General features: G+C 35.4%; 21 protein-coding genes. 17 read left to right on the plus strand and 4 right to left on the minus strand.

Annotated features, from left to right (window positions below):
• Positions 1-70: 70 nt before the first annotated feature.
• Both hutI and hutH read right to left on the minus strand, forming a co-directional pair.
• Entirely contained in the window at positions 71-1318 is a 1248-nt protein-coding gene (hutI, locus tag DFQ03_RS03935; RefSeq protein ID WP_133671700.1) for an imidazolonepropionase, read from the minus strand.
• 4 nt (positions 1319-1322) lie between these two features.
• Complete coding sequence (hutH, locus tag DFQ03_RS03940; protein WP_133671701.1) at positions 1323-2897, minus strand: histidine ammonia-lyase; 1575 nt, start codon at positions 2895-2897, stop codon at positions 1323-1325.
• A gap of 84 nt (positions 2898-2981) precedes the next feature.
• Between hutH and DFQ03_RS03945 the strand changes: the two genes are divergently transcribed.
• Positions 2982-3875, plus strand: a complete 894-nt coding sequence (locus DFQ03_RS03945; protein WP_133671702.1) for a LysR family transcriptional regulator — start codon at positions 2982-2984, stop codon at positions 3873-3875.
• Positions 3876-4021: 146 nt separating this feature from the next.
• Positions 4022-4579, plus strand: a complete 558-nt coding sequence (locus DFQ03_RS03950; RefSeq protein WP_133671703.1) for a nitroreductase family protein — start codon at positions 4022-4024, stop codon at positions 4577-4579.
• Positions 4580-4586: 7 nt separating this feature from the next.
• Here the strand turns inward: DFQ03_RS03950 and DFQ03_RS03955 are convergent, their stop codons facing one another.
• Complete coding sequence (locus tag DFQ03_RS03955; RefSeq protein WP_116770239.1) at positions 4587-5102, minus strand: DUF456 domain-containing protein; 516 nt, start codon at positions 5100-5102, stop codon at positions 4587-4589.
• A 144-nt stretch (positions 5103-5246) separates the two neighbouring features.
• Between DFQ03_RS03955 and DFQ03_RS03960 the strand changes: the two genes are divergently transcribed.
• The 6 genes from DFQ03_RS03960 to hemW all read left to right on the plus strand — a co-directional run bounded on the left by DFQ03_RS03960 (position 5247) and on the right by hemW (position 10792).
• Positions 5247-5609, plus strand: coding sequence for a BlaI/MecI/CopY family transcriptional regulator (locus DFQ03_RS03960; RefSeq protein WP_071341198.1), 363 nt, complete (start codon positions 5247-5249; stop codon positions 5607-5609).
• Complete coding sequence (locus tag DFQ03_RS03965; RefSeq protein ID WP_133671704.1) at positions 5606-7321, plus strand: M56 family metallopeptidase; 1716 nt, start codon at positions 5606-5608, stop codon at positions 7319-7321. Before DFQ03_RS03960 ends, DFQ03_RS03965 begins: the two co-directional genes overlap by 4 nt.
• A 3-nt stretch (positions 7322-7324) precedes the next feature.
• Entirely contained in the window at positions 7325-8464 is a 1140-nt protein-coding gene (locus DFQ03_RS03970; RefSeq protein WP_133671705.1) for a tetratricopeptide repeat protein, read from the plus strand.
• Between the two features lie 42 nt (positions 8465-8506).
• Entirely contained in the window at positions 8507-8983 is a 477-nt protein-coding gene (locus tag DFQ03_RS03975) for a hypothetical protein (RefSeq protein WP_243834413.1), read from the plus strand.
• A gap of 5 nt (positions 8984-8988) precedes the next feature.
• On the plus strand, positions 8989-9594 hold the full coding sequence (gene ruvC, locus DFQ03_RS03980; RefSeq protein WP_133671707.1) for a crossover junction endodeoxyribonuclease RuvC: 606 nt from the start codon (positions 8989-8991) through the stop codon (positions 9592-9594).
• A 73-nt stretch (positions 9595-9667) separates the two neighbouring features.
• Positions 9668-10792: a radical SAM family heme chaperone HemW gene (hemW, locus tag DFQ03_RS03985; protein WP_243834422.1), complete on the plus strand. Its 1125-nt coding sequence runs from the start codon at positions 9668-9670 to the stop codon at positions 10790-10792.
• Positions 10793-10908: 116 nt separating this feature from the next.
• Here the strand turns inward: hemW and DFQ03_RS03990 are convergent, their stop codons facing one another.
• A complete protein-coding gene (locus DFQ03_RS03990) occupies positions 10909-11199 on the minus strand; it encodes a GIY-YIG nuclease family protein (protein WP_133671709.1) in 291 nt (96 codons plus the stop codon).
• A gap of 549 nt (positions 11200-11748) precedes the next feature.
• Here DFQ03_RS03990 and DFQ03_RS03995 point away from each other — a divergent pair.
• The 9 genes from DFQ03_RS03995 (at position 11749) to DFQ03_RS04035 (ending at position 20159) form a co-directional block, all read left to right on the plus strand.
• Positions 11749-12495, plus strand: coding sequence for a cyclase family protein (locus tag DFQ03_RS03995; RefSeq protein ID WP_133671710.1), 747 nt, complete (start codon positions 11749-11751; stop codon positions 12493-12495).
• A gap of 2 nt (positions 12496-12497) precedes the next feature.
• Positions 12498-12857: a DUF4260 domain-containing protein gene (locus tag DFQ03_RS04000; protein WP_133671711.1), complete on the plus strand. Its 360-nt coding sequence runs from the start codon at positions 12498-12500 to the stop codon at positions 12855-12857.
• Complete coding sequence (locus tag DFQ03_RS04005; RefSeq protein WP_133671712.1) at positions 12850-13470, plus strand: DUF4230 domain-containing protein; 621 nt, start codon at positions 12850-12852, stop codon at positions 13468-13470. The genes DFQ03_RS04000 and DFQ03_RS04005 overlap by 8 nt, the downstream gene beginning before the upstream one ends.
• Before the next feature lie 24 nt (positions 13471-13494).
• Positions 13495-13890, plus strand: a complete 396-nt coding sequence (locus DFQ03_RS04010) for a Dabb family protein (RefSeq protein ID WP_133671713.1) — start codon at positions 13495-13497, stop codon at positions 13888-13890.
• Between the two features lie 9 nt (positions 13891-13899).
• Entirely contained in the window at positions 13900-14454 is a 555-nt protein-coding gene (locus tag DFQ03_RS04015; RefSeq protein WP_133671714.1) for a GNAT family N-acetyltransferase, read from the plus strand.
• Positions 14444-14797 carry an MmcQ/YjbR family DNA-binding protein gene (locus DFQ03_RS04020; protein ID WP_133671715.1) on the plus strand — a complete coding sequence of 118 codons (354 nt, stop codon included), beginning with the start codon at positions 14444-14446 and terminating at the stop codon, positions 14795-14797. The genes DFQ03_RS04015 and DFQ03_RS04020 overlap by 11 nt, the downstream gene beginning before the upstream one ends.
• 69 nt (positions 14798-14866) lie before the next feature.
• Positions 14867-16639, plus strand: a complete 1773-nt coding sequence (locus DFQ03_RS04025) for a MutS-related protein (protein WP_133671716.1) — start codon at positions 14867-14869, stop codon at positions 16637-16639.
• Between the two features lie 144 nt (positions 16640-16783).
• Positions 16784-19090, plus strand: coding sequence for a hypothetical protein (locus DFQ03_RS04030; RefSeq protein ID WP_133671717.1), 2307 nt, complete (start codon positions 16784-16786; stop codon positions 19088-19090).
• Positions 19091-19157: 67 nt separating this feature from the next.
• Entirely contained in the window at positions 19158-20159 is a 1002-nt protein-coding gene (locus DFQ03_RS04035) for a metal-dependent hydrolase (protein WP_133671718.1), read from the plus strand.
• Position 20160: the final 1 nt, after the last annotated feature.

Consider the following 20160-nt stretch of genomic DNA (forward strand, 5'->3'; position numbering starts at 1 on the left):
TTTAGTAGTTTGAAGGGTTCTCGACTGCGCTCGAACTGACATACATTTTTTAGGTTCAACCAACAACCAACTATTTATGTCTATCAAAAACCAACTCCCCATTTTTCCAAATCATACATGGTTTTAGATTTCCTTGGTTGTATAGAATATCTTGGTAATTATCTGAATGAAAAACCGCTAAATCAGCTAAAAGTCCCGCTTCTAATTTTCCTCGATCTGATAGGTTTAATGCAGCAGCAGCTCTAAAAGTGATACCAGCTAGAACTTCGGCATTGGTCAGTTTTTCAAATGTTCCCAGAATGCTGGCTTGGGTCAGTAAATCTCCCATTGGTGCGGATCCTGGGTTATGATCACTGGCAATGGCAAGTGCTGCGCCAGCATCTAATAATTTACGTGCAGGAGTAAAATCGCACCCTAACCCTATGGAAGCTCCGGGTAATGCAACGGCAATGGTATCACTATTTGCCAAAAGCTTTATTTCTGTATCGGAACTTGCTTCTAAATGATCTGCACTTATGGCATTAAAGTCAACAGCTACTTTACTGCCACCCACAGAAAATTGGTCTGCGTGCACAGTAATATCAAAATATAGCTCACTTGCTTTTGAAAAATACGTTTTTATATCATCCGCAGAAAAAGCACTTTGCTCAATAAAGGCATCAATACGTTGAGCTAGATTTTCTTCTTTAAGTATAGGAAATAACTCCTCAGCTATCATTTTTAAATATTCATTCTCTGAGCCTTCAAAATCTTTTGGTAACATATGAGCTGCAAGGCAAGTAGAAATCAATTCTGGCAACGCCTCTTTATCTGCTTTCTTAATAGCACGAAGCATTTTCAGCTCTTCGGAAATTGTTAGTCCGTAGCCACTTTTAATCTCAATAGTAGTCGTTCCGTTTTTCAAATGACGATTGGCCCTTTTTATAGTACTTTTGGTTAATTCTTCTATGCTCGATTTTCTGGTTTGGGTAACGGTATCCCAAATACCACCACCAGATTGCGCAATTTCTAAATATGTTTTACCTGCGTTTCGCATGGCGTAATCTTTAGCGCGGGATCCACCAAAGCAAATGTGGGTATGGGCGTCTACAAAGCCTGGAAGACAAACATGATTTCCTTTTAGTTGATGAATAGCTATTTCTGGGAATTTCAATTTTAAATTTTCAAAATTCCCTATCGCTAGAATCAGGTCGTTCTCTATTACAATTCCGCCATCAGTAATAACCTTAAGCTCATCGTCGACAAGGGCACCTTTCAATGCTAATTCGGTCATGGGTATAATTTGTTTAAACGGACCTATAAGTGTTCTCTTTTTCATACAACTAGTAGTTTTCAAACTCTTCTGAGTGTTTTGTTTTTAAAGATATGTTATGTTCCGCTTGTACACGGTCTATAACTTTTAGTATTGTTTGATCTTTTATCATGGCAATACCCTTTTCAATATCATCTGCAAATACACGATCTTTACTTGCAAAAGATACCTGCTCACGAACGGCATTATGTACCTCGTCTAAATAAATACCCGATTTCAAAGGTTTTCTAAATTCAAAAGCTTGTGCAGCGGTCAGTAATTCAATTGCTAATATCTTCTCAACATTGCCGATTACCTGTAAAGCTTTTCTGCCGCCAATAGAACCCATACTCACATGATCTTCTTGACCTAGTGAAGTAGGAATACTATCTGCACTTGACGGAAAACATAGTCCTTTATTTTCACTTGCCAGTGCTGCGGTAGTATATTGTAAGATCATGTATCCGGAATTGATGCCGGTATCGTTCATGAGTAATTTTGGTACACCGGGGCTATTACCTTCTAAGGATAAATAAATACGACGGTCTGAAATATTACCGATTTCGGATGCAGCTAAACAGGCATAATCTAATGCCATTGCCAATGGCTGACCGTGAAAATTGCCACCGCTAATGGTCAGTTCTTCATTGATAATTACCGGATTGTCAGTTACCGAGTTCAGCTCAACTTCTAATAACTCTTTAAGGTGTAGCCAGGCAGTTCTAGAAGCACCATGTACTTGTGGTATACAGCGAATGGAGTAGGGGTCTTGCACTTTTTCGCAGTCTACATGGGCTTCCATTATTTCTGACCCCTTTAATAATTTCTTTACTCGTTTTGCAACATGCACATTACCTTTAAATGGTCGTAACGCATGCAATTCGTTATAAAATGGCTTTACAGAACCTTGTAAACCTTCTATCATCATAGCGCCAATAACATCTGCCTGAGCTAAAATTGAATGAAGTTGTGCTACTACTTTTACTGCGTGTGCAGCAATAAATTGTGTTCCGTTTATTAATGCTAGACCTTCTTTTGGTCCAAGAGCAATTGATTCTAATCCTGTTTTTTTGAAAAGAGCTTCGGTCGTAATCGTTTCATTTTTATATTCTACTTTACCTAAACCAATTAGCGGTAAAAACAAATGGGATAGCGGAGCCAAATCACCTGATGCACCTACTGATCCTTGCGATGGTACTACAGGTATAGCATCGTTCTCTATATGCCATATAATTCTCTTTAAGGTGTTAAGGGCAATACCAGAATAGCCTTTTGCCAACGATTGTGCTTTGAGAATCAACATCAATTTAGCGATATCTTTTGCTATAGGTTCGCCAACACCTACACTGTGACTTTGAAGTATATTGGTCTGTAAAATATTAGTTTCTGACTTAGATATTTTCGTTGTGCATAATGGTCCAAAGCCCGTGTTGATGCCATACACAGGATTACCTTTCTCTACAATGTTCTGTACAATTTTCCAGCTTTTGGTTATTTTTTGTTCTGTAGTTTCAGACAGTACAGTAGATAAATTACCATTAACAATCTGCATGGCTTTACCCGCGGTTAGCCAATCTTCACCTAATTTAAAAGACTGTACGTTCATAGCTTTCTGCTTTCAATATTTAAATTAAAACTAATGACTATTTTTAATACCTGGTAATATCAATTTTATCATCAATTCATAACTATGAGTAATCAAATAGAATTACGTCATCTTACCTATTTTCTAGCGGTAGCGCAAGATTTACATTTTAGAAAGGCTGCAGAAAAACTGTTTATTTCGCAACCGGGCCTCAGTAGGCAAATAAAGCAAATGGAAGAGATTCTAGAAACGCAATTGTTTGAGCGTAATAAGAAAAAAGTAGGTTTAACACCTGCGGGGTACTACTTAAAAAAGGAGGTTGAATATATTTTCAACCATTTAGAGAAGGTTGAACGGCAATTGAAATTGGTTGGCGATGGTAATAGTGGCGAATTACGTATAGGGTTTTTAGGTTCTGCAATGCAAGAGGTAATACCTAAATTATTACTGAATATAAAGGATAAATACCCAAAAGTAAAAACGTCTTTAGAAGAACTTTCAAATTTTGCACAAGTAGATGCGGTATTAAATGATCAATTAGATATGGGGTTTGTACGAGTATCTAGAGTGCCAAGTACCCTAGAAATGAAAACTGTTTTGACTGATACCTTTTCTTTGGTTTTACCAGAAAGGTACCCAATGTTGACAAGGGAATTTGATGGTATGGAACGATTTGCTAAAGAGGACTTTATTCTTTTTAGTCAGGCGTATAGTCCGTTGTACTATGATACCATTCTCAGTATTTGTAAAGATGCTGGTTTTACACCTAAAGTCTCACACAAATCGGTTCATGCCCATACCATTTTTAAATTAGTGGAAAATAATATGGGCATAGCAATCGTGCCTACTTCTTTACAAAACGGATTTCAAATGCGGATAAAGTTTGTGGAGTTGAAAGATATTCCCCAGCGAGCCGAACTTTCTGTAATTTGGAAAAAGGAACATACAAATCCGGTTCTTAAGAATTGTATGGAATTACTTTTAAAAGATAAGTTTTAATACTTATCTAACATAGAATCAGTTTTTGAAGCGTTAATTTTACTTTGATTTTGGAATAGAAAAGAGAGCGTGCTGCGCTTGGCGTATTGCGTTCAGCGAACAAACGAACAACGAACAACGAACAACGAACAACGAACAACGAAAATATGATATTAAATATAATAAAGAAGAGACGATCGGTATTTCCGGTACAGTATAACGGTACACCAATTGCAAAAGAAGATATTGAAAAGGTATTAGAGGCCGCAAACTGGGCACCTAACCATAAATGTACAGAGCCATGGCGATTTAAAGTAATTCAAGGTGAGGCACAGGGCAGACTTGGTGCTTTCTTAGCTAAAAAGTATGAGGAGTTAGACGCCAAGCCAAAGGCAATGAAGATTAAAAAATTACAGGAAAACCCGAAAATGGCAAGTGCTATTATTGCTATTTGTATGCAGAGAGACCCAAAGGAATCGTTGCCGGAGTGGGAAGAGGTAGCAGCTGTTTCAATGGCTGTACAGAACATGTGGTTGCAATGTACCGATATGGGAATAGGTTCGTACTGGTCTTCTCCGGGACTCATAAAACACATGGGAGAGTTCTTAAGTTTAGCCGAAGGAGAAAAATGTTTAGGCTTTTTCTATATGGGTAATTTTGATGGTGAATTAGGTGAAGGCAAACGTGAGCCCATTGAGACCAAAACCGAATGGATTACCGAATAACCGTATGCTAATTAAAAAAGGGGAACAGGGCATTACTGTGCTCCCAAGCCTTTGAAATAAAGAGTCCCAAATAAACAATGGCGACCATAAATTTCAAAAATGTACCTGTTAAGAATCCTAAGAATGAACCAAAAGCCGCTTTCGTAGCGGTTTTTTTGTCCGCCTTATTTAATAACTCTCCAACTAAAGCACCCACGAAAGGCCAAATGATAATACCGAAAGGACCTAATATTGGAAATATCAAGGCAACCAATAACCCTACCGTGGTGCCAATAACACCGGCTTTTGTGCCGCCAAATTTTTTGGTGCCCATTGCGGGGATCACATAATCCAACCCGAATACAAGTAGTGCTATGGCAAGGGTTATACCCAAAAATGTCCAATTCATTGCTATTGCACTGGTAGAATACAGTAAAAGTAAACCTACCCAACTGATCGGTGGTCCTGGTAAAACGGGTAAAAAGCTTCCTAAAATGCCCACAAGCATTAAAAGAAATCCTAGAACTAGTAAAAATATATCCATTGAAAATAGTAAGTGTTGCTTATAAGACTAATATAGGTTGCATTTGTTACATGATCACCTATCAAAAGTAATTTTTTTAACTATAAAATTAGTTTAAACTAAATATTTAGTTATATTTGAGTATAGAACTAAAAGATTAGTTGAATGAAACAGTTGACAAAAGCAGAGGAAGAAGTAATGATTGTACTATGGGAATTACAGAAATGTAACGTAGCATCGATCATTGAAAAGTTGCCTGAACCAAAACCGGCATATAATACCGTTTCTACTATTGTTAGAATTTTAGAAAGCAAAGGTTTTGTAGATCATGAACAACTAGGTAAGGGGTATTTGTATTTTCCTTTGGTGAAGAAATCAGATTATAGTAATCAGTCCATCAACAAATTGGTAGACGGCTATTTTCAAGGTTCGTTTAAAAGTATGGTGTCATTTTTTATGAAGAAGAATGATATGAGCCTGTCTGAATTGGAATCGGTTTTAAATGAAATTAAAAAGGAAAAACCATGATACAGCATATTTTGGAATGCATTGCCTTTCAACTTCTTTTCTTGGTTATATATGACTTTTTTCTAAAGAAAGAGACCTTTTTTCAATGGAACAGAGTGTATTTGATCGGAACTTTTGTTTTGTCCTTGGTACTGCCTTGGGTGAAAATAGAAGCTTTTAAGCAACAAGTACCACAAACGTTTGCCCAATACCCAGAATATTTATGGGGATTACAAAATGAAGCGGTTGTGGTTAAAGTTCAGGAATCAGCAAGCTGGAATCTCACTTGGCAAGAAGGTGTTCTTTATGGCGGAATGCTTTTGGCATCGTTGTTATTTATATTAAAAATTAGACAATTATATCTGTTAAGAAAGAGTGGAGAGAAAGTTCATTATCCGTTTTTTACGCAAATTGTTATCGCCAATAGCAGCATAGCTTTCTCATTCTTTAAGTCCATTTTTATTGGTGACCGTGTATTACGCATGAAGCATGATACTATAATTGCCCATGAATTGGTGCATATAAAGCAAAGGCATACGTACGACTTGTTGTTCTTTGAGTTTATGAGAGTTATAGGCTGGTTTAATCCGTTAGTGTACGTGTATCAGAATCGCATTTCAGAATTACATGAGTTTATTGCCGATGCTCAGGTATCAAAAGAGCATAAAGCAGACCATTATGAGCAGTTGTTGGCTCAGGTTTTTCAAACCGAACATATATCATTCATAAATCAATTTTTCACAAAATCATTAATCAAAAAACGAATAATCATGTTACAAAAATCAAAATCAAAAAAAGTAGTTCAACTGAAGTATTTATTATTAGTCCCTTTGGTGCTGGGGATGTTGTTGTATACGAGTTGTGAAATGAACTCAGAGAATATGGATGAATTGAATCCGATTATTGAAGTTGCTAGTATTAATAATCTCAGTTCAGAGCAAAGAACAAAACTTTATAATCAATTAATTAAACTTTCTCTACAGCCTAAAGATTGGACAATGATTGTAAAAGATCACAGTTCTAAGATTACTTTTTCAAAGGCTCCAAAAGGCTCTGGTATTTCTGGACTGGGTGGTGATATAATAGAAGCAAGAATGCATATTGAATCGAAGTTTTTAGAAGATGATTTTGAACTATTTAAAACTAATTCAAAACAAATCAGGATATTAGATAATGATGTACCTTTTGCTGTAGTTGATGAAGTCCCTATTTTCCCCGGTTGTGAAGATGCTGTCGATAAACGTGCTTGCTTTAATGAGAAAATACAAAATCATATTGGTAAACATTTCAAATATCCACAAGCTGCGTATGACGCTAATATTGAAGGTAGGGTAAATACTATGTTCACAATTTCTTCAGAGGGTACCATTGAAAATATTAAAATGCGAGGACCCGATAAACTGTTGGAAGATGAAGTGGAGCGCATAATAAAAAGGCTGCCGCAAATGACTCCAGGAAAGCAATCGGGAAAAGCAGTTAATGTTCCTTTTTCTATTCCTGTACAGTTTAAATTACAGGAGGATAATACGGCAAGCATAGTTTCCGAAATTTCGAATGAAAGCAAAGTAGATCCTTTATATTATGTTGGCGATAGAAAAATTACTAAACTAGAAATGGAAGCTATAGACCCAAATACTATTGAAAGTATTTTTATTCTTAAAGATGAAAAAGCGATAGAAAAATATGGTGAAGAGGGTGAAAATGGAGTAGTTGAAATTAGCATTAAAAAGTAATAAGTGAAGCATCTTTTTATTTTAACACTGCTATTATTACAGATTAAAGTCGAGGCGCAAACCTCGGCTTTAACTGTTGCCGATAGTTTATATTCTATAGGTAATTATTCAAAAGCGATTAATGAGTACTCTAAAGTTGGTGGGCTTTCTTCTGCGCTACAAATTGCAAGAAGTTATAATGCTGTTGGTAATTATGAGAAAGCTATTACGCAATATCAATATGTGGTTGAAGAAGATGATACTGATCAACTTGCTCAATTAGAATTAGGTAAACTATTATTAAAAGTAAACAGATTTGAAGAGGCTAAATCTGTGTTTACCAATTTAACAGACTTCAATACAGACCATCCTGAATTTCAGTTTTATTTAGGTGAAGCCAATAGGAAGTTGAACTTATCAGAAGAAAGTTTAGAGCAATACAAAAAAGCAATTAGACTAGATAGTACACATCTAAGAAGTCTGTTTCAACTCGCAAAACATTACACTATAAAACGAGAACGCGACAAAGCTTTAAAGTATATTTTATTGGGTTTGGATTACTATGAGAATGATGTCTCTCTCATTAATTTACATGCATTGGTGCTATTTAATGATTCTCAATTCGAGAAAGCAATTCCTTTATTCGAACGGGTATTAAAATTAGGAGAGGATAAAGATTACGTCTATGAAAAACTAGGAATTTGCTATAACCGGAATTGGGAGTTCAAAAAAGCTAAAGAAGCTTACGCTATTTTATTGAAGAGAGATGATACCAATTCACAGACCTATTTTGACCTAGCCAGCGTTTATCAAAAAGAAAGCAAATTAGATAGTGCGAAAATTTTCATTAAAAAAGCAATGGCAGTTCAAAAACCGATTTTTGCAAATGGTTATAGTCAATTGGCATATATAGCCCGTGAACAAAAAGATTTTAAAACAGCATTCAGATTCTTCAAAATGGCTCATCAAGAAGATACATTTGATGCTCGTATATATTACAATATGGCCACTACGTACGATCAGTTTGGTGCTGACTTGCAGAAGAAATTAACCTATTATGAGAATTTTTTAAAAGATTACCCCAATGAGCATCCGTATTATTATGAAACCGCTGAAAAACGTATTTCTGAATTAAAGTCCGAAATCCATTTTGCCAAAGAATAAACTCCTCAAAAAAATCGTAATTTCACCAGTAGAATAGGTGTAATGAAACGAGTTGTATTTTTTCTTTTGATGATATTAATAAGTTCATGTTCGTTCTTTGACTCAAAACAAAAAAGAACGCAAGAGCTTATTGATGAAGAATTACGCCATATGGATTGGAACAGTGTAGACTCTTATCCGTTTTTCTATACCTGCGATGAAGCGGATACCAAAGAACAGCAGAAAATTTGCTTCGAAGAAACTCTTATTTCTCATTTTCAAGAAACATTAAATGATTTTGAATTCACCTTGACCGATAAAGAAAGTGAAACGGTTGATGTCATTTTTGTCATTGATACCTTAGGTCGAATAAGAGTTGATAAGATTTATAAAAATGCGCTGGTATTAAATCAAATGCCAGAATTTGATGGCGTTATTACGCAAAGTTTAAAGAATCTTCCTAAACTTGCACCCGCTTTAAAAAGAGGGATTCCGGTGAATACTAAATACCGAATTCCCGTTCAATTAAATACAAACTAAGTATTTTGGCTAACGAAAAAATAATATTGGGTATTGATCCAGGTACGACCATTATGGGTTTCGGAATCATAAAAGTAGTAGGAAAAAAAATGGAGTTTATTCAAATGAACGAATTGCTTCTTCAAAAATATAGCGACCCATACACCAAATTAAAACTCATTTTTGAGCGTACGATAGAATTAATTGATACGTATCACCCAGATGAAATTGCCATTGAAGCACCTTTTTTCGGTAAGAACGTGCAATCTATGTTGAAACTAGGTAGAGCACAAGGTGTTGCCATGGCTGCGGGACTATCACGACAAATACCTATTACAGAATACTTGCCCAAAAAAATTAAAATGGCCGTTACCGGAAACGGAAATGCCAGTAAAGAACAAGTGGCTAGAATGCTACAAAGCGTATTGGGACTAAAAACGCTGCCAAAAAATCTAGACAGTACTGACGGACTAGCAGCTGCCGTATGTCACTTCTACAATGCTGGTAGAGTTGATGTGGTCGGTAAGAGCTACTCTGGCTGGGATGCTTTTGTGAAAAGTAATAGCCCCCAAACCCCCAAAGGGGGCAAACGCGGAAATACGGTTATTGATCTTCGTAATAAGAAAAAATAAAAATTCTTTGAAATCATTAGATCCAAATAATTTATTAAGAACTCCCCCTTCGGGGGCTGGGGGGCAGGTCGGAATCTACATCCACATCCCATTTTGCAAGCAGGCTTGCCATTATTGTGACTTTCATTTTTCTACCTCTATGTGGAAGAAAGAGGCGATGGTGAATGCTTTGTGTAAAGAACTGGAGCTCCGAGAAAAAGAATTTTTAGGGGAACAGGTGGCAACCATCTATTTTGGTGGTGGTACGCCTTCTGTTTTGGAGACCGAAGAAATAGTACGATTGATTAACACCGTTCGTGAGCACTATGATGTTGTGGACATTCCGGAGATTACCTTAGAGGCTAATCCTGATGACCTGTCCGAAGATAAAATACTTCAGCTGGCAGCGAGTCCTATAAATCGTTTAAGTATAGGTATTCAATCATTTTTTGAGGAAGATCTAAAACTGATGAACCGTGCGCATAATGCCTTGGAAGCTGAAAAATGTTTAACATTGGCACGTGAACATTTTAATAATATTTCCATAGACCTAATTTACGGAATGCCGAATATGACCTTAGACCGTTGGAAACGGAATATTGAAATAGCACTAGGTTTTGGTATACCGCACATCTCCAGTTATGCCTTAACGGTTGAGCCGAAAACGGCTCTTGCTAAATTTGTTGAAGACGGATTAATTACTCCCGCTTCTGATGAAGAAACACAAGAACATTTTAACCTATTAAATGACACCTTGCTTGCGGCAGGATTTGACTGTTATGAGATATCGAATTTTGGAAAGCCAGGATATTATTCCCAAAACAATTCCGCCTATTGGCAACAGAAAAAGTATATAGGTATTGGTCCGTCCGCTCATTCGTTTGATGGTAAACAACGTGGGTGGAATATTAATAATAATCCGAAATACATTAAATCCATAGAACAAGATATAGTACCTATGGAGGTTGAGGTACTTTCTGCGACCGATAAATATAATGAGTATGTCATGACGGGCTTGCGTACGATTTGGGGTGTTTCGTTATCTAGAATAGCGACTGAATTCGGATCGAATTATAAAGAGTACATTTTAATGCAAGCCGATAAGTTTTTAGAAGAGCATTTGCTTTTCGTTGATGGTGACATTCTGAAGACCACTAAAAAAGGGATGTTTCTAGCAGACGGCATTGCGGCTGATTTGTTTATGTTGAATTTGAAATAATCTATTTGCAGAGTTGAGGTAAAACGTAATGTCAGTTCGAGTGATTTTTTATTGAAGTGGAACGGAAATGAAAAATTGTATCGAGAATATGTTTGGAACACGCGAGCTTCTCGCCTTTACGAGAACTTCTTTCTCGAAAGATTCGGCAATTCGTCGTATTCTCCTGCAATAAGCGCCCTTTTCTTAGCTTTTGACCACTTTTTAATACGCTTTTCGGTTTCTATTGCCATATTGGGGTCAGTGAATTCACAATAATAGACAAGAGTGACAGGTCTTCTTTTATTTGTATAGCTATCCGTATATTTTCCTGATTGGTGCGATTCTATCCTTTGAGTAAGGTTAGAGGTTATGCCTGTGTAAAAAGTGCTATCGGCACATTCCAATATGTAAACATAATAAGTTATCACCTTTTCAATTTACGATTTAGATGGTTAAACGCGAGCTTCTCGATACAAATTTTCTCGTGCCTCGAAAATTCACTCGAAGTGACATGAGTACTAGAAACATTCATTTTGTTAGGGTTAATGTTAAACGCTTTGTCAGTTCGAGTGGTTTTTTATTGAAGAGAATCGAAAATTAAAAATTGTATCGAGAACAGGTTTGGAACACGCAAGCTTTTCGATACCCTCCTCAACGGCGGGCAGGTAAATTTTCTCGTACCTCAAAAATTCACTCGAAGTGACATGAGCACTAGAAGAAATCATTTTGTTAGGGTAAATGTTAAACGTTTTGTCAGTTCGAGTGATTTTTTATTGAAGTAAAACGGAAATGAAAAATTGTATCGAGAACAGGGTTGGAACACGAAAAGGCTTCTTGATTCTCTTTATTACAGTTTATGTATCGAGAACAAGCTAGGAACACGAATATTTACCTCTTCTAGAATCCTTCACAATAACCGCTCAAAAAGTTGTAATTTTCTTATCTCAAAACTGCCTTGTAATTTGAGCGTAAGTAAAATGAAGACTACCATAACCCATAATGCTAAGGAATACGAAATAGACCTATCTAAACCATTGGATATTTCAATACCAATCACTAGTAAAAAGGAAAATGTAAACGCGTGGTATATTGATGCCCCAAAGATAGAACCACATCGGGAGAAGGATTTTGTTGGGAGTATTCCGGCAGGGGCGAGCACCAATTTTAATGATATATGGTTTAATCCGCATGCACACGGTACACATACCGAATGTGTTGGGCATATATCTTCAGCACATCAATCTATAAACCAAAATTTACATCAGTTTTTCTTTTTGGCAGAGTTGATTACTGTTACTCCATCCGAAGAAAAAGAAGATTTGGTCATTACTAAAAAACAATTGCAAAATGCTATTGGCGAGATTACTCCAAAAGCATTGGTGATACGCACCTTGCCCAATTCAGAGTCAAAACGAAATAGGCAGTATTCACATACCAATCCGCCTTACCTTTTAGAAGATGCCATGACATATATAAAAGAATTTGGTGTAGAACATTTGTTGGTAGATTTACCATCTGTAGACAAAGAAAAAGATGATGGAAAGCTTTTGGCGCACAAAGCCTTTTGGAATTTCAACGGTAATGTTCGACTTGGTGCAACTATCACAGAATTTATTTATGTACCAAATGCGATTGTTGATGGTTCGTACTTTTTAAACTTACAAGTAGCGCCCTTTGAAAATGATGCTAGCCCAAGTAGACCTGTACTTTATAAAATAGAATAGTTATGAAAAATCTACTCAAATTAGAGGAACTCGCTTTAATGGTTCTCGGTATTTTTATGTTTGGTCTATTAGGTTATCAATGGTGGTGGTTACCGGTTTTGATACTTACTCCAGATATTTCAATGTTGGGTTATTTACTAGGTACTAAAATAGGTGCGTTGTGCTATAATTTTTTTCATCATAGGGGTTTTGCCATACTTTTATACTTTGTAGGCATATATTTTATGTTGCCCATAGTACAATTAATAGGTACAATTCTTTTTATACATATAGCCATGGACCGTATCTTTGGCTACGGACTCAAATATGATAATGGGTTTAAGTTTACGCATTTAGGCGAAATAGGAAATAAAAATGGATAATATTTTTGATACGATTCTCGGTCTGGTTTTAGGTGCCATTGGCATGTATTGGCTTTTCAATTTTTTTAAAGGCAAGAAAAGTAAAGAGATTACCACGCATCAATCTACCGTGTTATTAGAGAAGATGAAAAGTGTTTGTAAGTTGATATCTGTAGAAGGCGAGTTTGCCGAAATCTACAAGTATGAGAACGTAAAGGACTTTTTGAGTTTGGTAAGTAGCAAAAAGAAGGCGCTGGTGGTTATAAAAGCAAAAGCCCATATTGGCTATGATTTAAGCAAGCTTTTAATGCATGCCGATGAAAAAAATAAAAGAATTGTTCTTGATAATTTCCCACAGCCAGAAGTGTTGAGTATTGAACCAGAATTGGAATTTTATGATATTAAAAGCGGATTTTTTAACTTCTTTGCTCCCGATGACCTCACTAAATTGAACTCAGAGGCGAAAACCCACATTCGAGAAAAAATACCGGAAAGCGGATTGATGGAAACCGCTAGAAATGAAGCATTGCAAACCGTTTTAATCATGGAAAAAATTGTAGAAACTATTGGTTGGACACTAGATTACTCCGCACTTAAAATTCCCCAAAAACAAATTGATCTACTCGAAAAATAATAACAAACAACTAAGATTTAAAAAATGAAAAACGTAATTTGTATCCTTGTATTAACACTAATGACCACAGTAACTTTTGGTCAAAATGATAAAGAAATGACAGAATTCGATGCTAATTTTTCACATACCGTATTTTTTTGGTTGAAAAACCCTGATAACCAAGCAGACCGAACTGCCTTTGAGACTTCATTACGTAAGTTTTTAGATAACTCGGCATATGCCAAAACTCAATTCATTGGTAAGCCACCAAAGGCGAGTAGAGATGTTGTTGATGGTTCATTTACATATTCTCTAATAGTAAGTTTCGATTCTTCAGAATCGCAACAAGCATATCAGGATGAGGCACCACATAAATTATTCATTGAAGAATCTAGTGCGCTTTGGTCAAAAGTAATTGTTTATGATTCTATTGGAATCTAAATTTGCCGTATGATTTTTAGAAAGGCAACTGCAGCAGATGTAGCGAAGATAGCAACACTACATTCAGTAAGTTGGCAACAAAATTATCGAGCATCTTTCAGTGCTGATTTTTTAGATAATTTGGCTTTTGATAATAGGCTCAAAGAATGGAAGAAGCGTTTTCAAAATCTGTCAAATGATCAATTTGTTATTATCTCTGAGGAAGATGACGAGTTCTTAGGCTTTATGTGTGCATATTTTAATCATGATGCTCATTACGGCACATTGTTAGACAATTTACATGTTAGCCTAAATGCCCAAGGTAAAGGTGTTGGTACAAAACTGATGACAGCATTGGCACAAGAGATTCTTTCTATAGATAACGGGAACAACTTTTATTTATGGGTGTTAGATACCAATGCTGCCGCAATAGTATATTATGAAAAATTAGGCGGTGTTGCTATAGAACGTGTAGAATCTAATGATATTGGAGATAAGACCTTTGTGAAAATTAGGTACTATTGGGATGATGCCTCTCTATTTTTAGAGAACATAAAAGCTAAAACGCTAAAAAATGAATGTTGAGGAATACCGAGAATACTGTATTTCAAAAAAAGGAGTTACAGAGTGTTTTCCTTTTGATGAGGTAACCTTGGTGTTTAAAGTAATGGGCAAAATGTTCGCGCTTTGCGGATTAGACCACTTGCCATTACGTATCAATTTAAAATGTGACCCAGAAAGAGCCATAGCACTTCGTGAAGAGCATGATGGCATTATAGAAGGGTGGCACATGAGTAAAAAGCATTGGAATACTGTTTACCTAGACAAAATTTCTAAAGATCTTACGAAAGAACTTATTGACCATTCTTATGATTTGGTGGTTTCTAAATTGACTAAGAAAGTTAAGGCAGAGTTGGAGGCGCTTTAAAACTGTTTCCATTAATAGAAATCACTTTCTAAGGTTATCTTTGCCTTTTTCTATAATAGGTTGATATTCATGAATAATTTAGAGGAATTTTACACCCAACGCGTACAAAAGTTTGATGAGGTTATTGATGCTTTAAATAAGAAGCTCTTTTTATTTAGTACGTTACGTTTACTCATATTTTTAGGCACTATCGCTGCACTTTATTTTGCTTCGATAAATGCAAAATATGTGGTTGCCGTGCTATTTGTAGGTATACCATTATTCTTGTTTTTAGTAAGTAAGTACACAAATCTGAAACTTCAAAAAGCTAAAATAGAGGAATTAAGAAATATCAATCTGGTAGAATTGCAAGTGCTAAAAAGAGACTTTTCCAACTTGTCCAACGGAAAAGAATTTGCAGACGATATCCATTTTTTTAGTCAAGATATAGACTTGTTCGGTGAGGGGTCTTTTTATCAAATTTCCAACAGAACAAAACTTGCAGAAGGGAGTTTGTTATTGGCGGATATCTACAAAGAAAATTCCATCAATGACATAAAGCAAAAGCAAGAAGCTATTGCCGAGATTGGTGAAAAAGTAGACTGGCGACAAGAATTTTCTGCCATGGCAGCTTTGACCAAAACAGAAATGTCAACACATACTATTGTTAAGTGGCTTAAAAACTATGAACCTTTTGTACCAAAGGCCATGAGGTTTATTCCCTTGGTATTTTCTATCATTTCGGTATGTATATTTATCGCTTATTTTTTAGATTTTTTACCCGAAACGGTTTTGATTATGTGGTTGGTGCTTGGTATGATTATCGTTGGTGTTTTTTCAAAGAAAGTTACCAATTTAGGTCAGAATGCTACCAAAATGAAATCTACTTTTGATCAGTACAATCAATTGCTGTCAATGATAGAAACAACGGAATTTTCGTCTGGTCTATTGAAGAAACAGAAATCCAATATTTTAAGCAATGGGGAGAATAATTCTAAAGTACTAAAGAAATTCGCATCGCTTTTAAGTAATCTAGACCGTAATAATAATCTTCTATATCTAATTTTTGCAAACGGATTTTTCCTCCGCTCGTTGACCGATTGCCTTGCGGTAGAAAACTGGATCCAAAAACATGGTAAGAGTGTAGAATCATGGTTCAATACTATTGCATTTTTTGATGCTTATAATAGTTTCGGAAACTTCGCATTTAATCACCCAACATTTACATACCCTAACCTTACTGATGATGGTGTAGTTCTAAAGTCAAAAAATGCAGGTCACCCTTTATTGGATCCCAAGAAAAGTATATTGAATGATATCACAATAAAGGGCGGACAGTTCTTTATTATCACAGGAGCAAACATGGCAGGTAAAAGTACTTTTTTAAGAACAGTTTCCCTGCAGATTATGATGGCTAATGTTGGGTTGCCAGTTTGTGCAGAAGCTGTAAGTTATTCTCCAATTAAGTTAATTACCAGTATGCGTACTACAGATTCATTGACAGATGATGAATCGTACTTCTTTTCAGAATTAAAGCGCCTTAGATACATTGTAGATGAAATACAAACGGACCGTTATTTTATTGTGTTAGATGAAATTTTGAAAGGAACCAATAGTACCGATAAGGCATTGGGTTCACGAAAGTTTGTAGAACGATTAGTAAAGAGTAGATCTACCGGAATTATAGCTACTCACGATCTTAGCCTCTGTGAAGTTGCCAAAGAATATAATGCAGTAAAGAACCATTATTTTGATGCGGAAATCATAGATAACGAACTACATTTCGATTACACGTTTAAAGACGGTATTTGTCAAAATATGAATGCTTCTTTTCTGTTAAAGAAGATGGGGATAATAGAATAAATCTTTTTTATTCTTAGATTTAAAATTGTAATCATTTTCCGTCTTTTTTTTATGCATAGAATTTCGCTTTTATTCCTTTTTCTTTTTTCAAATATTCTTCTGGCCCAAAATGAAATTGGTAACAATTTGGTCAAGGATAAATTCTTGAAATATTTTGAGTTACCAAGAGAGTCAGCTTTTTTACATACGAATAAAACAACGTATATAGCAAATGAAGAAATATGGCTAAAAGGTTATGTATACGATAGGCATAACAATAAACCCTTTAACCAAACTACAACAGTTCATGTAGGCTTGTATAATGCCGACGGTAAGAAATTTAATGACTACCATTTTAAAGCCGGTGATGGTTATTTTAAAGGTAATATTGCTGTAGATTCAATGCTTGCTAGTGGTGAATATTATCTTCGTACAAGTACAAATTGGATGAAGAATTTTAAAGAAGATGATTCATTTGTTCAGAAAATCACTATACTAAACGAGAAGCCGATTGAAAAGGCTAAATCCATTAAAGATTATGATATCCAGTTTCTGCCTGAAGGCGGTAAATTCGTTCAAGATGCGCCAGGTGTTATGGGAGTTAAAGTTACCGATGCTAACGGATATGGTGTTAGAATTGTTGAAGGGTCTGTATTCGATAAGGATAATACTCAGGTAGCCAGATTTTATACATCAATTTTTGGTTTGGGAAAATTTAATTTTAATCCTAAGGCGGATGTTGAGTATGTGGCTAAAATAGTGTTTGACGATGGTAGTGTGGAAACCACTACACTTCAAAAACCTTCTAAAGTAGGCATCTCTTTTAATGTAAAGAATGTTTATGATGACCGATTCATTATTAGTTTGACAACAAACGAGGCGACAAAGGAACTCATTAAAGAAAAACAGTTTTATTTACTGGTACACAAAGATGGTCATGCAAATAGAATACCCATTACCTTCCCCAAGAATAAACTATTTGTATCAAAAGTTTTAAATAAAGAGGTGCTTAATAAAGGAATGAATATCTTGACGTTATTCAATCTAGAGGGTAAGCCAATTGCTGAGCGATTGATTTTTAATCATGCAGATCTTTTTGACTCTAAATTGGAGGTAAGAAAATTAACCACAGATGGCGATTCTTTGAATATTCAAGTCAAACTTCTTGATAACGTTAATGTGCAACAAAATTTAAGTGTCTCTGTTTTACCTGGCAATACAATTTCTTACAATCAAAAAAACTCTATTTATAGTGCCTTATATTTAAAACCTTATGTAAAAGGATTTATTGAAAATCCAAAATATTATTTTAAGGATGTTACCCCTAAGAAAGAGAATGATCTAGATCTTTTATTGATGACCCAAGGTTGGTCTAAATATGATTGGACAGATATTTTTAAAGGTCCTCCTGGTCAGTTTTATGAATTTGAAAAGGGAATAGATTTAGAAGGAACTATTTATAATAAAGGAGTTACATCAGAAGAAAAGCTATTAGTTAGTTTTCCGGATGGTCGTAGTAGATATTTAGACATCTTAGACAATAGATTTTTAATACAGAAAAAATTTCCTGTAAAAGGCGAAACCTTGGATTTTACCCTCATTGTTAAGAATGGAAAATTGGCAAAACCAAATATAGGTTTGAATATGAAGTTAGGGGCAATCATCGATGAAATGGATACTATTTGGAAAGAAAAAGTAGAATTTGAAAATGAAAATAGTTCTAAAATAAATAATGCGCTAGATTTAATTTCTTCTGATAATACCATAAGTCTAAATGAGGTTACAGTTGTTGAAGATAAGGTCCAAACTACTGTCGCAAAGAATTCTTTAATTCCTAAATACTTGGTGAATAGGATGACTGAAGTTACTGAAAACTTGGAATTTAGTTTACCGTATGTTACCGATATCATTAGGTCTAGGGGTTACTATGTGCTGGAGAATCTTCAGTTTGGTAGTGTGAGTCGTGTAATTATTAGGTCAATTATACCATCTTCTTTTATGGGAGCTAATATTTACCCTGTTCCTATTGTATATTTAAATAATGCCCGTTTACCAAACTTTGACATTCTATATAAAATGCCTACAAGCGAAATAGAAAGTTTTATGATAGATAAATCAGGGTCTAGAGAAGGAGCAAGAGGCGCCGGTGGCGTAATTCGTATTTATACTAGAAGATTGCCAAGAGATTATAATAATCAATATGGTAAAGATGAGAATGTTTTTAAATACGAACTTAAAGAAGGATTCGAACCTGTTAAGAAATTCTATACCCCTAAATACACTTCATATCTTTCTAATGAATTTGAGAATTTTGGTACTATACATTGGGTTCCTGAATTAAAGACTGATGAAAATGGTATAGCTACATTCAAAATACTAAACACCTTACAGAATAATATCAATTTTTATATTGAAGGCATGGGGTCTGATGGTAGTTTGATTTCTGCTGAACAAAATCTTGTAATTGATTGATTTTTAATTTATTAAAATAATATAACAACACTTATTAATACCCCCTTTGGGGGCTAGGGGGCATCATATGGATTCATTAACACAAATTGTACTTGGCGCAGCAGTCGGTGATGCGGTTCTTGGGAAGAAAGTGGGCAATAAGGCTATGCTTTATGGTGCTATCGCTGGTACAATTCCCGATCTAGATGTAATAACGCGCTATTTTCTCGATACCGTTACGGCTACCGAATGGCATAGGGGAGTTAGTCATTCTATTTTCTTTTCAGTAGTATTTGCACCCGTTTTTGGTTGGTTGGTTTGGAAGATAAATAAGAATGAACCAGCTACTTGGAAAGATTGGTCTTGGCTTATGTTTTGGGGACTTTTTACTCACCCCTTATTAGATGCATTTACTACCTGGGGCACACAATTGTTTTGGCCCTTTAATACCAGATTGGCATTTCAAAGTGTTTTTGTGATAGACCCGTTGTATACAGTTCCGTTTATTATTTTCTTGATACTGGCGATGTTTCAAAAACGGACATCTATAAAACGCAGAACATATATAAAGATGGGACTTGCATGTAGTACGGCATATTTGATATTGACCTTGCTTTTAAAAGGAATCTCTTTTAATCACTTTGAAAAAGCACTAGAAAGTCAAGCAATATCTTATAGCGAAATGAATACAAGACCTGCACCTTTAAATACGGTACTGTGGATGGCGAATATTGAAACCAAAGATGCCTATTTAATGGGAGATTATTCCTTTTTTGATAACCAACCAATTTCATTTACATCATACCCAAAAAATCATGAATTGCTCGGAAAATGGTCAGGAAATGATAAAATAGAACGACTCATAAAAATAACAGAAGGCTGGTATACTATAACCGAAAATGATGGACAACTTTATTTTAATGACCTAAGATTCGGACTCATTAGTTTGAACGAAAATGAAAACCAATTTGCATTCAGCTATAAATTAGTGCCTGAGGGTGATGATTTAATTGTTGAAGAAAGACCTAAGTTCAAAAGAGATGCTAAACGGTTAATGGCTGCACTATGGCAACGTATGTGGGGGAATTGAA

It is taken from the genome of Maribacter caenipelagi (assembly GCF_004364175.1).
GTDB lineage: Bacteria > Bacteroidota > Bacteroidia > Flavobacteriales > Flavobacteriaceae > Maribacter > Maribacter caenipelagi.